The 15,129-nt window shown below is 71.2% G+C and carries 14 protein-coding genes; 10 read left to right on the top strand and 4 right to left on the bottom strand.

Annotated elements, in window-relative coordinates:
* The first annotated feature begins 44 nt into the window (after positions 1–44).
* The 5 genes from AB0M48_RS35895 (at position 45) to AB0M48_RS35875 (ending at position 4,638) form a co-directional block, all read left to right on the top strand.
* Entirely contained in the window at positions 45–1,301 is a 1,257-nt protein-coding gene (locus tag AB0M48_RS35895; RefSeq protein WP_363850498.1) for an MFS transporter, read from the top strand.
* A gap of 19 nt (positions 1,302–1,320) precedes the next feature.
* Positions 1,321–2,691 carry an acyclic terpene utilization AtuA family protein gene (locus AB0M48_RS35890; RefSeq protein WP_363850496.1) on the top strand — a complete coding sequence of 457 codons (1,371 nt, stop codon included), beginning with the start codon at positions 1,321–1,323 and terminating at the stop codon, positions 2,689–2,691.
* On the top strand, positions 2,684–2,998 hold the full coding sequence (locus AB0M48_RS35885; RefSeq protein ID WP_363850494.1) for a DUF4387 domain-containing protein: 315 nt from the start codon (positions 2,684–2,686) through the stop codon (positions 2,996–2,998). Before AB0M48_RS35890 ends, AB0M48_RS35885 begins: the two co-directional genes overlap by 8 nt.
* A 90-nt stretch (positions 2,999–3,088) precedes the next feature.
* A complete protein-coding gene (locus AB0M48_RS35880) occupies positions 3,089–3,286 on the top strand; it encodes a hypothetical protein (RefSeq protein WP_363850491.1) in 198 nt (65 codons plus the stop codon).
* Positions 3,287–3,354: 68 nt separating this feature from the next.
* A complete protein-coding gene (locus AB0M48_RS35875; protein ID WP_363850488.1) occupies positions 3,355–4,638 on the top strand; it encodes a cation:proton antiporter in 1,284 nt (427 codons plus the stop codon).
* Positions 4,639–4,641: 3 nt separating this feature from the next.
* Here AB0M48_RS35875 and AB0M48_RS35870 read toward each other — a convergent pair whose 3' ends face one another.
* Positions 4,642–5,871: a GAF domain-containing protein gene (locus AB0M48_RS35870; protein WP_363850485.1), complete on the bottom strand. Its 1,230-nt coding sequence runs from the start codon at positions 5,869–5,871 to the stop codon at positions 4,642–4,644.
* Positions 5,872–5,980: 109 nt separating this feature from the next.
* Complete coding sequence (locus tag AB0M48_RS35865) at positions 5,981–7,123, bottom strand: glutamate--cysteine ligase (protein WP_363850481.1); 1,143 nt, start codon at positions 7,121–7,123, stop codon at positions 5,981–5,983.
* A gap of 228 nt (positions 7,124–7,351) precedes the next feature.
* On the opposite strand from AB0M48_RS35865, the gene AB0M48_RS35860 reads away from it, so the two are divergent.
* Both AB0M48_RS35860 and AB0M48_RS35855 read left to right on the top strand, forming a co-directional pair.
* Positions 7,352–8,788, top strand: coding sequence for an FAD-dependent monooxygenase (locus AB0M48_RS35860; protein WP_363850479.1), 1,437 nt, complete (start codon positions 7,352–7,354; stop codon positions 8,786–8,788).
* A 319-nt stretch (positions 8,789–9,107) separates the two neighbouring features.
* Positions 9,108–9,965: a GAF and ANTAR domain-containing protein gene (locus AB0M48_RS35855; RefSeq protein WP_363850476.1), complete on the top strand. Its 858-nt coding sequence runs from the start codon at positions 9,108–9,110 to the stop codon at positions 9,963–9,965.
* Positions 9,966–10,003: 38 nt separating this feature from the next.
* Here AB0M48_RS35855 and AB0M48_RS35850 read toward each other — a convergent pair whose 3' ends face one another.
* Complete coding sequence (locus tag AB0M48_RS35850) at positions 10,004–10,993, bottom strand: hypothetical protein (RefSeq protein ID WP_363850474.1); 990 nt, start codon at positions 10,991–10,993, stop codon at positions 10,004–10,006.
* Positions 10,994–11,058: 65 nt separating this feature from the next.
* On the opposite strand from AB0M48_RS35850, the gene AB0M48_RS35845 reads away from it, so the two are divergent.
* The 3 genes from AB0M48_RS35845 to AB0M48_RS35835 are packed head-to-tail and all read left to right on the top strand — an operon-like array spanning position 11,059 to position 14,065.
* Positions 11,059–11,529: a (2Fe-2S)-binding protein gene (locus AB0M48_RS35845; RefSeq protein WP_363850471.1), complete on the top strand. Its 471-nt coding sequence runs from the start codon at positions 11,059–11,061 to the stop codon at positions 11,527–11,529.
* Positions 11,526–13,553 carry a molybdopterin cofactor-binding domain-containing protein gene (locus AB0M48_RS35840; RefSeq protein WP_363850468.1) on the top strand — a complete coding sequence of 676 codons (2,028 nt, stop codon included), beginning with the start codon at positions 11,526–11,528 and terminating at the stop codon, positions 13,551–13,553. Before AB0M48_RS35845 ends, AB0M48_RS35840 begins: the two co-directional genes overlap by 4 nt.
* Positions 13,554–13,579: 26 nt before the next feature.
* The gene (locus AB0M48_RS35835; protein WP_319986122.1) at positions 13,580–14,065 is read left to right on the top strand and encodes a MarR family transcriptional regulator; all 486 of its coding nucleotides are present in this window, start codon (positions 13,580–13,582) and stop codon (positions 14,063–14,065) included.
* Positions 14,066–14,088: 23 nt separating this feature from the next.
* Here the strand turns inward: AB0M48_RS35835 and AB0M48_RS35830 are convergent, their stop codons facing one another.
* Complete coding sequence (locus tag AB0M48_RS35830; protein WP_363850465.1) at positions 14,089–15,129, bottom strand: LacI family DNA-binding transcriptional regulator; 1,041 nt, start codon at positions 15,127–15,129, stop codon at positions 14,089–14,091.

The raw sequence follows: 15,129 nt of genomic DNA, 5'->3' as shown, positions 1-15,129 counted from the left end.
CTTTGAGACCGCCGTGACGCAGTCCAGAGCCAACGGAGGCTTCCGTGACATCACTCGCCGCACCGGCGGATCGGCGGCTCGCCCGACGCATCACGTTCTTCGTCGCGCTGGCCGTGTTCGCACAGGAGGCGACCTGGGACTTCTACGACGCCCAGGTGCCGCCGCTGCTCCGCGAGCACATCACGAGCACGGCCGTCGTCGGCCTGCTCATGGGCATGGACAACCTGCTCGGCGTCTTCGTCCAGCCCTGGATCGCGAACCGCTCGGACAACACCCGCACGCGGTGGGGCCGCCGGATCCCCTACCTGGCGGTCGGCATGCCGCTCGCGGCGGTGCTCTTCACCCTGATCCCGCTCGCCGCGGCGTTGCCGGCGCTGATCGCGATCATCTTCGTGTACTCGTTGGTGGGCAACAGCTTCAAGCCGATCGCCCAGGCCCTGCTGCCCGACTTCATCGAGCCGGACCGGCGCGGCAGGGCCAACGCGGTGGTCAAGATCGCGTCCGGCCTCACGGTCATCGTGTCCGCGCTCATCAGCGCGTTGCTGGTCGACGACCACCCGAAGCTCGCCTTCACCGTCCCCGCCGTGCTCATGCTGGCGTGCACCGCGGTTCTCGTCCTGCGGGTGCGGGACAACAGTTCGCGGGGGTACCAGCTGGCACTCACCGAGGACTCCGCCGACGAACCGGCTGTGCGGCTCCGCGACGTCGTCAAGGACATCGTGCGCGATCCCAACCGCAGCAGGCTGCTGGTCGTCGTGTCGGTGCTGCTCTTCGCGTCCGCCTGGTTCTCGTCCCGCTCCCTCTTCACCCCGTACGGCATGGAGACCCTCGGGTTGTCCCGTGGCACGGCCGGTTCGCTGACCTTCCCCAGCGGCGTCGCGTTCCTCCTCGCCGCCTATCCCGCGGCGCTGCTCGCCGAACGCATCGGGCGCATCCGCACGATGACCATCGGAATGGTGGTCTTCGGCGCCGCGCTGGCCCTCGGCACCGTCGTGCCGACTCCCGCCGCCACCGTCGCCGCCTTCTGCGTCGCCGCCGCCGGCGCCTCCGGGTTCCTGATCAACGCCGCCGTCGTGCTGTGGAACCTGGCGCCGTCCGCTCGCGTGATCGGCGTGTACACCGGCCTCTACACGGTGAGCTGGGCCGTGGGCGGGTTCATCGGCCCCGGACTCGTGGGCGCGATGGTCGACGTCACGGGGTGGCGTTACCTGCTCCTCGACATCGCCCTGCTCGCCGCGATCGCCGTCGCGGTGATCCTGCGCGTCTCCGTGCTGAGCCGACGTCACGCGACTTCTCTCTGAACACGCAGAAAGGACACCAATGGAAGCCGTCCGCGTCCTGTCCCCCACGGGCATGCTCGGCGCCGGGTTCGCGCAGTCCACAGTGGACCGCGGCCTCGAACTCGGTGCCGACGTCATCTCCGTCGACGCCGGCTCGACCGACTCCGGCCCCCACTACCTGGGCTCCGGCACCGCCAAGACGACCGCCGCCGCGATCGCCCGCGACCTGCGGATCCTGCTGCCGGCCTCCGCGCGGGCCGGGATCCCGCTGATCGTCGGGTCCTGCGGCACCAGCGGCACCGACTCGGGCGTCGACTGGGTCGCCGGAATCGTCGAGGACGTCCTGCGCGAGGAAGAGCTCGACCTGGCCGTGGCGACGATCTACAGCGAGCAGCGGGGCGGTTTCCTCACCGAACGCCTGCGGGCGGGCGCGGTGCACCCACTGGTCCCGGCCACCGCGCTCGACGAGGCCACGGTGGACGGTTGCACCCACGTCGTCGGGATGATGGGCCACGAACCGATCGAGGAGGCGCTGCGCGGCGGTGCCGACGTCGTGCTCGCGGGCCGGGCGACCGACACCGCCGTCGCCGCCGCGTACCCGCTGATGATGGGCATGCCGGCCGGTCCGACGTGGCACGCCGCGAAGATCGTCGAGTGCGGCGGGCAATGCACGACGAACCCCCGCACGGGCGGTGTGCTCGCCACGATCGACCAGACCGGTTTCACCATCGAACCGCTCGACCCCGACGCCGCCTGCACGCCCATCTCCGTCGCGGCGCACATGCTCTACGAGACGGTGAACCCGTTCCGGATGCGCGAGCCCGCGGGCGAACTGGACGTCGAGGCGGCCACCTACACGGCGCTCGACGACCGGCGCGTCCGCGTCGAGGGCTCCCTGTTCCACCCGGCCGCCCAGCACACGGTGAAGCTGGAGGGCGCCAGGATCACCGGCTACGAGACGATGTCGTTCACGGCCATCCGCGACGAGCACATCCTCGCGAACATCGAGGCGTGGACCGACCTGTTCGTCGAGGTCTTCACCGGACGCGTCGCGCAGACGCTCGGCCTCGACGGCACCCAGTACGCGTTCGACCTGCGCCGCTACGGCCACGACGCCGTGCTGGGCAAGCTGGACCCGGCGAGCCGGCCGCCCCGCGAGATCGGCGTCATGCTCCTGGTCCGCGCCGCGACCCAGGAACTCGCGACCGCCGTGGCCAAGGTCGCCAACCCCCTGATGCTGCACCTGCCGACGCCGGACATGAACTACCTGCCCAGCCTGGCGTTCGCGACCTCACCCGCCGAGACCGAGCGCGGGCCCGTCTACGAGTTCGTGCTCCACCACGTCGTCGACACCCGCTCTCCCACCGAGATGTTCCGCATCGAGCACCGGAAGGCCCCCGCCCATGACTGAGTCCCCGCAGACGTTCGGAGACCTCGCGCTGGAGGTCCGTTCCAAGAACGCCGGGCCGTTCTGGGTGACGATGGAGGTGTTCCTGCGCGACGAGGCGGGCTACACGCGGGCGGCGGTGCTCAGCGAGGAGACCATCGCCCGGCTGTACGACGTGCGCGCCGAGGACGTGCAGATCTTCCGGATCCCGGCGCTGAACGTCGTGAAGATCTCGTTCCCCCGGCCGGTCGCCCAGGGCGGGTTGCTCGATCGCGACATCCACGCGGGACAGCACCACGTCCCGCTGGCCTCGCTGCCGGTGCCGGGCTGAGTCAGATCTGGATCACTCCGGCTCCGGGGTGCTGTTCCACCAGCCTCGCGAGGTCGGCGGCGAAGATGGTCTCCTGTCCTCGCCGAACTGATGATCCGCCACATCGACCGCGGCACCTGGACCCACGCTGCGGATCATGCTCGAGGAGGACCAGCTCTCCGCGGAGCTGCGCGAGACGATCGCGGCAACGCGAAGAGCGCCGCGTTCCCGCAGCCGGTCGCGATGGAGACGTTCGAGAACGAACTCGTCGACATGGTGACCCGGTACCTGCGCGGCCCGTCCGCCTGAGCAACGGTTAGTCGTGCGACCTGCCGGGTACCTGTGCAGACCTCCCACGGCTCGACGAAAGGCAGACGGTGGAACCAGGACCGTTGCTGTACGCCGGCGCGGGCTTGGCGACGCTCGCCGCCGCACTGCTCCCCCGGTTGCTCGACCGCGCACCGGTCTCCATGCCGATGCTCTTCCTCGGCGCCGGCGCCCTGACGTTCACGGTGGCCGACCAGCTGCCCGATCCCGACCCCGTCGCGCACAGCGGCGTGCTCCTGCACCTGACCGAGATCTGCGTGATCATCTCCCTGATGGGCGCGGGCCTCGCGCTGAACCGCCAGGTGAGCCTGCGCGGCTGGGCGAGCACCTGGCGGCTGCTCGCCATCACCATGCCGCTGTCCATGCTCGCCGTGGCCCTGCTCGGCTGGGGTGCGCTGGGCTTCGGCGTCGGTGCATCGGTCCTGCTCGCGGCCGTGCTGGCGCCCACCGACCCGGTGCTGGCCAGTGAGGTGCAGGTCGCCGAACCCGCCGAGCACCCGGATTCCGACGAGGACGAGGCCCGGTTCGCACTGACCTCGGAGGCGGGGCTCAACGACGGGCTGGCGTTCCCCTTCACCTACGCCGCCATCGCGATCAGCGTGGCCGGGGCGGCGCCGTCGCAGTGGCTCGCACACTGGCTCGCGGTGGACGTGCTCTGGCGGCTCGCGTCCGCGGTCGCCATCGGCGTGCTGATCGGCTGGGCGCTGGGCAAGCTGTTCTTCTCGGCGCCGTCGGAGAAGTTCCGCCTGGCCGAGCACGCGGAGGGCTTCGTGGCGCTCGCGGCGACGTTCCTCGCCTACGGCATCACCGAACTGGTCGAGGGGTACGGGTTCGTCGCGGTCTTCGTGTGCGCGTGCGCGATCCGGTCCGGGGAACGCCGGCACGGCTACCACCAGGTCCTGCACCGCTACGTCGAGCAGGCCGAGCGCATGCTCACCGTGCTGATCGTCTTCCTGCTCGGCGGTGCCGCCGCCACCGGTCTGCTGGCGGGCGTCGGCTGGCGGCAGCTCCTCGTCGCCGCGGCGGTGCTGCTGCTCGTGCGGCCGCTGGCGGGGTGGATCGGGCTGCTCGGCGGCAAGACCGGTCCGCGCGAACGGACCGTGATCGCGTTCTTCGGGGTGCGCGGCGTCGGCTCGTTGTTCTACCTCGTGTACGCCCTGCAGAACGGCGAGTTCGCCGAGCAGACCGCGCTGTGGCAGATCGTCGGGCTCGTCGTGATCGGCTCGATCCTCCTGCACGGGCTCTCCGCGACCCCGGTCATGTGGCTGCTGGACCGGAAACGACGGCAGAAAGCACAAGCGCGCCACGAGGAGACCTCGGACACCCACGTGTGAGGTTCAGCGGTTCAGGTACGCGGCCAGCCCGCCGAGTTCCTCGCTCGCGATGAAGACCGAAGGCACGTGGATGAGGATCTCCTCGACGTGCGCGGCGCAGCCCCACGCCGAGTCGCCCCACGAGTCGGCGACCTTGATCTCGGCGGGCAGGGCGCACCCGGCCCTGCCGCCCAGCTGGCAGAACTCGGGATGCGGTGTCTTGGCCTGCACCGCCGCGGCGACGCGCATCTGTGCGGTCAGTTCCGCGGCGGCTTCCGCGCGCTGCTCGGCTTCGGCGCGCAGTTCCCGCTCCGCCCGCACGGCCTCGGCCAGCGCCGCGCGGGCGGATTCGACCTGCGCCTCGGCGGCCTGCCGCGCCACCTCGTTGTGGTGGCGCTCGATGGCCAGGGCCGCGGTGCCGGCGAAGACCCGGATGAGGGCGAAGTCGTTCTCCTGCGGGACACGCGCGGTCGGGTGGTACATCGCGAAGGTGCCCAGCAGGCCGCCGTCGCGGGCGAGGATCGGCGTCGACCAGCAGGAGCCCAGTCCGGCCCGCTCCGCCAGATCGCGGAAGTCGTCCCAGAACGGGTCGGTGGCGATATCGGTGACGATGACCGGTTCACGCCGGTGGGCGGCCGTTCCGCAGGAGCCGACACCTTCGCCGGTGGCGATGCCGTCGATGGCCTCGTTGTAGAAGTCCGGCAGGCTGGGCGCGGCACCGTGCCGCAGGTGCAGGCCGTCGGGCTCGGCGAGCAGGACGGACACGAACAGTTCCTCCGGCGCCAGCTCCTCGATGCACCGGGCCATCCCGTCGAGCACCTCGGTCAGCGGCGCCTGACGGGCGATCTGCTCCAGCAGCGCACGGTGCTCGGCCATCAACCGCTGGGCGTGCTTGACCTGGGTGGTCTCCACGCCGATCACCCGGACCCCGAGCACCTCGCCGCCGTCGTCCCGGCGCGGCTCGCACGTGAGGTCGAAGAACACCTCGCGCGCGTCCGGGCCGCTGCCCATCAGGACCCGCACGTCACGGCGGACGCGGGCCTCGCCCGTCCGGTACACCTCGTCCAGCAAGGTGGACAGGCTCGCACCGTCCTCGCCGAAGGTGGTGAGGAAGGCCGGATCGGCCGTCTCCACCACCTGGTCCGGGCCCGTGAACGTCGCGAACACCGCGGTGGACTGCCCGAACAGAGCGCGCAGGTCCCCGTCCGTGGCCGCCGCGTCCGCGGTCTGCTCCTGCATGCCGAACGCCCTCATGGCCGCCCTCTCGCCATGCGCCGCAGGCTCGCTGTTCGACCTCGGACGCGGTCTTCTCCACTGGGACCATCATGATCACCGAAGATCGTACGCACCACCGGACGGCGCCTCAGGAGGCAGCCGTGTCCCGGGGTTCGGCGCGGTCGGCGTTGTCGATGTCGAGCACGCCCAGCAACGATCCCACCTGCCCCGTGCGGAACGCCTGGCGCTGGCGCTCGGCACCCGTTCCCGGACCGTCCAGCAGTCGCAGACCTCGTTGCACCGCAGGCAGGTCACCGTTGGCCTCGAACACCGGGGTCAACCGGGTCACCAGGTCGTCCAGCTGACGCCGCAGCGGCCTCGGCTCACCGGAGAGCACGTCCAGGGTGCTGCCGCGCAGGCCTTCGTTGGCGGCGCCCCAGCACGCCTGCCGCAACGTCTCCTGCGGAACCGGCTCCGGCTCCACACCGCGTTCGACGTCGACGATCGCCTGGGCGACCAGCGCCCGGACGAGCGCCGCCAGCAGCACCGCCTCGTCCACGGTCGCCGCGACGTCCGAGACGCGCACCTCGACGGTCGGCAGCTCGGTGGCGGGCCGGACGTCCCAGTAGATCATCGCCCGGTCGAGGGCGGTGCCCGCCTTGATCATGGTGTCGCAGACTTCCTCGTAGTGCTGCCACGAGGTGAAGACCGGCGGCGGCCCGGACACGGGCCAGCGCGACCACACCGTCGAACGCCAGCTCGCGAAGCCGGTGTCCTCTCCGCCGGAGAACGGCGAGTTCGCGGTCACCGCGGACAGCACGGGCAACCACGGGCGCACGTGGTTGCACACCTGGACCGCGGTCTCCCGATCGGGCACGGCCACGTGGACGTGGCAGCCGCAGATGAGCTGTTGTTCCGCCAGGGCACCGAACTCGCGCGCGATCCGCCGGTACCGCAGGCTGTCCGTCACCTCCCCGGTCGCGTCTCCCAGCGGAGGCGCGCCGACGGCGATGGCCCGGCACCCCACGGTGCGCGCGGCCTGAGCGACCGAACGGCGAGCCTCGACCAGTTCACGCCGGGCCTGCTCCACGTCGCGGCACACCGTCGTGTTGATCTCCACCTGGGCACCGGTGAGCTCGCGCTCCAGTTCGAGGCCGAGTTGCTCGCGCGCGACCGCGACGACCTCGTCCGCCCGGTTCACCGGAACCCCGGTCTCCGGGTCCACCAGGAGAAACTCCTCCTCCACACCGACCGTGGGACACCACATGTCCTTCGATGGCGGTCTCGCCACGTCACACCGTCCTGCTGATAGGGGACCGGCGAATACCCTTTCGTGTCAGAAAGAAAACTTCGGATCCGGCCGTCGGCCGACAGGGTCAGCGTGATCGGCCGTCTGGCCGCACAGACAGCGGAAGCAGCCGGGCCGACCGCATTTCCACTCGCATATTTCGGTTGCGGCACTCCCCCACCGCGCCCAGACTCACCGGCTGATGCCGAGGCCTGCGAAAATGGGTGGTTCATGTTCGATGTCGTCATCGCCGGATGCGGGCCGACCGGCGCGATGCTGGCCGCCGAACTCCGGCTGCACGACGTGCGAGTGCTCGTCGTGGAGAAGGAGCCCGAGCCCGTTTCGTCGTTCGTTCGAATAGTCAGTCTGCACATTCGCAGTCTCGAGATCCTGGCGATGCGCGGGCTGCTGGACCGTTTCCTGGAACGCGGCAGGCAGCGCCCTGCCGGAGGTTCCTTCGCCGGCATCCCGAAACCCACGCCGGAGGGCCTGGACTCGGATTTCACGTCGCTGCTGGGGATCCCGCAGCCGGTCGCCGAAGGTCTGCTCCGAGATCAGGCGGTCGCACTGGGCGCGCAGGTCCGGCCCGGTCGCGCGGTGACAGGGCTCGAGCAGGACGACGAGGGCGTGACGATCGAACTGGCCGGCGGCGAGCGGCTGCGGTCGCGTTACCTGGTCGGCTGCGACGGCGCGCGCAGCACCGTGCGCAAACTCCTCGGCGTCGGCTTTCCCGGCGAACCCTCCCGCAACGACACGCTGATGGGCGAGATGGCGGCAGCCGTGCCGCAGGAGGAGATCGCCGCCAAGGTCGCCGAAATCCACGAGACCGGCAAGCTGTTCGTTTTCAGCCCTTTCGGCGAAGGGATCTATCGCGTCGTGATCCCTGCCGCGGGAGTCAGCGAGGACCGCGCGGAACCGCCCACCATCGAAGATTTCGCACGACAGCTGAAGGCGATCGCCGGAACTGATTTCGGCGTGCACTCCCCCCGCTGGTTGTCCCGTTTCGGCGACGCCACCCGGCTGGCCGAGCGCTATCGGACCGGACGGGTGCTGCTCGCCGGTGACGCCGCGCACATCCACCCGCCCGCCGGCGGCCAGGGCCTGAACCTCGGCATCCAGGACGCGGTCAACCTCGGCTGGAAGCTCGCCGCGCAGATCCGCGGCTGGGCACCCGGCACGTTGCTGGACACCTACCACTCCGAACGTCATCCGGTCGCCGCGGACGTCCTCGACAACACCCGCGCCCAGGTGGCGCTGGCGTCCGGCGAACCGGGCGCGCAGGCCGTGCGCAGGCTGCTCACCGAACTGATGGACATCAACGAGGTGAACCGGCGGCTGGTCGAGAAGATCACCGCGATCGGCGTCCGCTACGACTTCGGCCCCGGACCCGACCTGCTCGGCCGCCGCCTGCGCGACACCGATCTGGCGCGAGGCCGCGTCTACGACCACCTGCGCGGAGGGCGCGGCCTGGTGCTCGACCGCACCGGACGCCTGACCGCCGACGGCTGGACGGACCGGGTCTCCCTCGTCGCGGACGCCACTGCCGCCGTGGACGTCCCGGCGCTGTTGCTCCGTCCCGACGGCCACGTCGCCTGGATCGGCGAGCACCAGCAGGACCTCGACGACCACCTCAAGCGCTGGTTCGGCGAACCTGTCGCCAGGGCCTAGGAATCGCTCTCCGACTTCACGCCTCCGGCCACGTCGAAGCGGTGTCCACAGTGGGCATCGTCTCCACCCGCACAGCGAACAGCTCCGCACCAGGCTGTCGGGCCAGATCACCGGCTCGTACTGATCGCCACCAAGCGGTGTGGGCGGAGCACCGGCGGGGTACTGACACAACGCCGAACACGCGCGCGTGTTCGCACGGAGGACCCCCTCGGGAGGTCCGGCCGGGGCCGGTGCGGAGAGTTGAGACCTTGCAGCTGTCCGTCGCCGGCCCCGGTTTCTGCACGGCGGCCACGGGCCACGCGTCACCGGTAGCCGTACGATGCGCTGGACGCGCGTCGAGCAGCCGGCGGCGGGGACTCCACCAGCCGATGAAGGGCGCCGCGGCATGGCCGACCACGTGCAGACGGGATCGATGAGAGCGGTCGACGACGAACGCCCGGATCCGGTGTCACGCCTGGACGAGGCGACGGAGGCGTTGACCGCGCTGCGGGACGCGTTCACCGGCGAGGAGTCGCTCGACGACGCCTTGCGGCGGGTCGCGGAGACCGCGGCCAGGGCCGTTCCCGACGCCGACGCGGTGACCGTGTCCGTGGTCACGGCGGACCAGCCGCACACCGCGGCGGCCACGGACCGGCGCCTGGTCGTGCTCGACACCGAGCAGTACGACTCCGGCCGCGGGCCCTGCCTGGAGGCCGCGCTCGAACTGAAGCCCGTGCGGGCGGTGATCGGTGAGCACAGCGAGCTGTGGCCGGAGTTCGAGGCCGCCGCAAAGAAAACCGGTGTCCGCGCGTACCTGTCGGTGCCGGTCGTCCTGCCCGGCTCGGACGACACCGGGGCGCGGCACATCGGGACGCTCAACATCTACAGCTACACCGCGGCGGCCTTCGACCCGTTCGACGAAGGACTCATGCGGCTGTTCACGGCGGCCGCGTCCGCGACGATCACCAGCGCCCAGCGGTGGCGGCACTCGCAGGACCGGGTCGGGCAGCTGGAGCAGGCCCTGGAGTCGCGGGCCGTGATCGAGCAGGCCAAGGGCGTGCTGATGGCGGTGCACACCTGCGACGCGGACGAGGCGTTCAAGATGCTCGTCGAGCAGTCGCAGCGCGCGAACGTCAAGCTGCGCGGCGTCGCGGCGACGCTGCTCGAGTCGGCCAGCCGGCCCGCGAAAGAGCGATGAACCGCGAGCACGCCTGACGCCAGGGGTGGCTCTGCTCCTCATGATCGGCCGAGGCGGGCGAGTCTGATGCCCGCCCAGATCAGCAGGGCGAGCACGGCCACCAGCAGGTACTCGATCAACGGGATGCGCACGACCTCGTCGATCCTGCCGAGACCGCGCCAGGAGTAGACCGCGAGCGCGCCGGCCACGAACGTGCCTCCGATCCACCACCGTGCCGCCGCGCTGAGCCCGACGCCGTGCATCTGGGTGAGCACGAAGATCGCCACGAAGCCGAAGAAGAACATCGGCCACATGCCGTCGGGGCCGGAGTTCATCACGGCGACCAGCGTGCCGTGCACGGCGACGAGCAGTTCGAGGGTCAGCGTCCACCAGCGGTTCGTGTGGGATGTCGTGAACATCAGACTGCTCTGCACCAGCAGCAGGAACATGTAGAAGAACCCGATGAGGTGCCCGCTGCTCGACTCCATCGGGTGGTACCAGAACGTGTAGATCGCGGCCCAGCTGAACAGGTAGCCGTGGTAGCGGCGCGCGAACGAGACGACCTGCTCGGAGATCGGCGCGCTCCAGGTCAGCACCAGGCCCCGGCGGCGGTTCTCCATCAGCAGGACGACCACCAGCAGCAGGACGACGGAGCCCTGCGAGCTGAAGATCGAGACGTCCTGGGCGAGACCGTCGTAGAACACCTGGGTCTGCAGCGCGTGCAGGCCGATGAACGCGCCGTTCGCGGCGAGGGCGACGACGTTGGCGCGGTGCAGGCCCGTGGTGTAGCGCCGGATCCGGGTCTGCGCGTAGTAGATCAGGCCCCACGACACGAGTTGGTGCGCCGCGTAGCCCACCCAGGCGGACGCTCTGCTCCAGAAGGTGGGGTCCGGCAGCTTCCAGTAGTACCAGGAGGCACCCTGGTCGGGTAGCAACGCGACGCCGTGCAGCCGCTGGCCCAGCAGCCACACCAGGCCGGTGAGCAGCGCACTTGCCACCACTCCCCACACGAGGACACCGCGGCCGGGCCGCCGCAATTCGTTCAGCATGCTGAGCATTATGCAGTGCCCGGCGTGATACGTTCAGCGCGCTGAGCAAATCAGGAGGGATCGCGGTGGCCCGATATCTGTTGCGCGTCAACGGTGAACGGCACGAGGTCGACGTCGATGGCGACACTCCCCTGCTGTGGGTGTTGCGCGACGAGCTGGGGCTGACGGGGGTCAAGTACGGGTGCGGGGTCGGCCTGTGCGGCGCCTGCACGTCCCATGTGGACGGTGCGGCGGCGCGGCCCTGCGTGCGCACGGCGGCCGACAGCGCGCAGACCCGGATCACGACGATCGAGGGGTTGTCCCGCGACGGCGACCACCCGGTGCAGCGGGCGTGGCGGGAGCTCGACGTGGCGCAGTGCGGCTACTGCCAGCCGGGCCAGGTCATGGCCGCGGCGGCGCTGCTCGCCCGTGATCCCGACCCCGACGACGCGGCGATCGAGGAGGCCCTGCGCGACAACGTGTGCCGCTGCGGCAGCTATCCCCGCATCCGCGACGCCGTGCGCCGCGCGAGCCGGATCATGCGGGAGGAACGATGATCAGCAGGCGGACGTTGTTGCGCGGTGCGGGAATCGGCGCGCTGGTCGTCGCGGTGCCGGTCCCCGCCCTCGCCGCCGAGGGGCTCGTGCCGAACGTCTTCGTGCGGCTGGACGACGCGGGCCGGATCACCGCGACCGTGCCCCGCCCGGACACCGGTCAGGGCGTGCGGACCGTGGTCGCGCTGATGGTCGCCGAGGAACTGGCGGTCGAGGCCGGCGACGTCGCGCTGGAACAGGCACACGGTGACACCGAACGCTTCGGCTCGCAGGCCGTGGCGAACTCGACCTCGGTGCGGCAGCTCGCCACCCCGATCCGCACGGCCGCCGCGACGGCGCGCTGCCTGCTGGTCACCGCCGCCGCGCAGCGCTGGCGCGTGCCGGTCGCCGAGTGCACGGCGAAGGACGGCGCGGTGTGCCATCCGCGCCGGGGGAAGCTCCCCTACCGGGCGCTGGTCCGGGCCGCGGCCGCACTCGATCCCGCCACCGTGCCCGTCGAGCTCACGCCACCGGAGAAGTGGCGGCTGCTCGGCAAGACCCGCGGCGGACGCGTGGACGCCCGCGACGTGGTGACCGGCCGCACGAGGTACGGCATCGACTCCCGGCCACCCGGAGGCCTGGTCGCCGTGGTCGCCCGCCCGCCGTGGATCGGCGCGGTCCCCGACGCGGTCGACGACACCGCGACCCGCGGCCTGCCCGGCGTGGTCGACGTCCTCACGCTCATCGCCCCGGCCGACGGACAGGGCGGCGTCGCGGTCATCGCCCGGTCGACCCACCAGGCGTTGCGGGGCCGCGACGCGCTGCGGATCACCTGGCGCGGCGGGACGCCCACCGCCGACAGCCGCGCGTGGCTCACGGACCTGCGCGCGGCGTTGCCCGCGCAGAGCCCGATCGAGGGCGTTCAGCAGATCTACTCCATGCCGTTGCTCGCGCACGCGCCGATGGAACCGATGAACGCCACCGCGCACGTCCGTCCGGATGGCGTGACCATCTGGGCTCCCACGCAGGATCCCGGCGGACTGCGCACCCAGCTGGCCCGCCAGCTCGGCGTGCCCGCCACGTCCGTGCGGGTGGAGGCGACGGCGTCGGGAGGAGCGTTCGGCCGGCGCATCGAACCCGACCCGGTGCTGGAGGCCGTGGCCTGCTCACGGCGGGTGGGAGCCCCGGTCCAGGTGCTGTGGACCCGGGCCGACGACATGCGCAACGACTCCTACCGGCCGATGTCGGTGCACCGGATGTCCGCGGAGATCGGCTCCGGCGGCGTGCCCGTCCGAAGGGCTCACGAGGTCGCCACCTGGCCGTTGACCGTCCTGCCGTTCTTCGCCAACCCCGCCCTGATCAAGGCCAGCGGCGACCACTTCCCCTACACCGTGCCGGGCGAGGTCTCGGTCGTCGTGCGGCCGGCACCGCTGCGCACCGGGTTCTGGCGATCCGTCTACGCGGGACAGTTCGTCTACGCCGAGGAGAACTTCCTCAGCGAGATCGGCAGGAGGTCCGGCCTGGACCAGGTCGCACTGCGCCGGTCACTGCTGCCCGCTGGCTCGCGCCTGCACAAGGTGCTCGACGCCGTCGCCGACCGTGCCCGCTGGACCAAGCCGCCCGCACCCGGCACCTCGCGCGGTGTCGCGTGCCTGGAGGAATACGGTTCCGCGATCGCGGTGATCGCCGTCGCCGAGCCGGAGTCACGCCGCGTGCTGCGCGTGCACGCGGCCGTCGACGTCGGCGTGGCGCTGCACCCGTCCGGCGTCCGCGCCCAGGTCGAGGGCTGCGTGGTCGACGCGCTGTCCACAGTGCTCGGTGCGCAGATCACCGTCCGGGAGGGTGCGGTGGCGGAGTCGTCGTTCGGCGACTACCGGTGGGCGCGGATCGGCCAGACACCGAACATCGACGTCACCATCGTGCCGTCGAACGCCCCGCTGGGTGGCCTCGGCGAACTCGCCTACCCGCCCGCGGCCGCCGCCATCGCGTCGGCGATCGCGGGCGACACGCCCGTGACCAGCATGCCGTTCGGGACCGCCGTGGGGTGATCGGGCGGGTCTGGGATGATGGGGCCGTGGCCGAGGGAGACGAGCTGGCGGTGGCCGACCGCCCGGACCAGGTGGGCGCGGACGTCGCCTCCTGGCCCACCGGCAGGCTCCTGTCCGTGGCGGCACGCGTCGTCGAGAAGCGCTTCGAGGACTTCCTGGCGACCCGCGGCCTCACCCACGCCGGCATGATCACCCTGCACCACCTGGCCGACGGCCCGCGCTCGCAACGCGAACTAGCCGTGCTCTGCCGCGTCACCGACCAGACCATGAGCCGCACGATCGACCACCTCGACCGAGGCGGCCACGTGGTGCGCAGCCAGGACACCAAGGACCGCCGCCGGACGTCGGTGAAGATCACTCCAGCGGGCCGCCGCGCCCTGGCCGCCGCCCGCCGCGAGGAACGCGAGTCGGACACGCTGCTCGGCGCGGTGGACGACTACGACCACTTCCGGCACCAGCTGATCGCGCTCATCGCGGCGGCGACGTCCACAGAGGACCAGCGCCCGCAGTAGGACGTCCGGCAGGCACTTCGACCTCACACCTGGCGCGCTCCGCAGGAATCCCTGACCACCAGCTGAGCCGGAAGAACCACGGGCCCGTCCGGCCCACTCCCGGTGATCATCGCCATGATCGCCTTGGCCGCCGCCACCCCGAACCCCGGCTTGTCCTGCGCCACGGTCGTCAACGCCGGTTCGACCACCGAGGCGATCTCGATGTCGTCGAACCCGACCAGCGCGAGGTCCTGCGGCACCCGCAACCCGGCAGCACGGGCCGCGAGCAGCGCACCGACCGCCATCTCGTCACTCGACGCGAACACCGCGGTAGGCGGCTCGTCCAGAGCCAGAAAGCGTTGCATGGCAGCGGTTCCGCTCGCCCGGTAGAAGTCGCCGGCGACGACGTAATCAGCGAGTGGCTCCACACCCGCGTCCCGCAACGCCTCGCGGTAGCCCGAAAGACGGGCCTCGGACGGCTGGTTCCCCGGTGGGCCGGTGATGGTGGCGATCCGCGAGTGGCCGAGGCCGACGAGGTGGGCGACGGCCGCTCGGGCACCGCCGGCGTTGTCCGACGTGACGTAGGTGGCTCGGGGCCCCTCGACGGCCACGTCGAGCGCCACGCACGGGACTCCGGACTGGGCGAACGCTCCGAACGCCTCGGCGTCGGAGCCGCTGTCGATCAGGACGAGCCCGCCGAGGTGGTGGCGACGGGTCATGTTCACGTAGCCGACGGGGTCCGCGAGCGACGCGCCCACCTCGCGGGCGTCGCCGCTCGTCGCGAGCATCAGCAGGTGGTAGCCGTGCGCGCTCAGCGCGGACTTCAGGCCTATCAACAGGTCCTGCAGGTACGGGTGCCGCCAGCCGGGCCTGCGGTGGTCGGTGTCCCAGACCAGTCCGATCATCGTCGACTGCTTCGTCGACAACGCGCGAGCGGACTCGTTGGGCCGGTAGTCCAGCTCTTTCGCGACGCGCAGCACGCGTTCCCGCGTGTCCTCGTTCACCGTTTCCGGCTGGTTGAAGACGCGCGACACCGTCGCCACGGACACGCCGCAGAGCTGGGCGATCTCTCGCCCGGTCGCCAT

It is taken from the genome of Lentzea sp. NPDC051208, assembly GCF_040682435.1.
GTDB classification, from domain to species: Bacteria; Actinomycetota; Actinomycetes; order Mycobacteriales; family Pseudonocardiaceae; genus Lentzea; species Lentzea kristufekii.
This window is presented reverse-complemented; position numbering and strand designations above follow the sequence as displayed.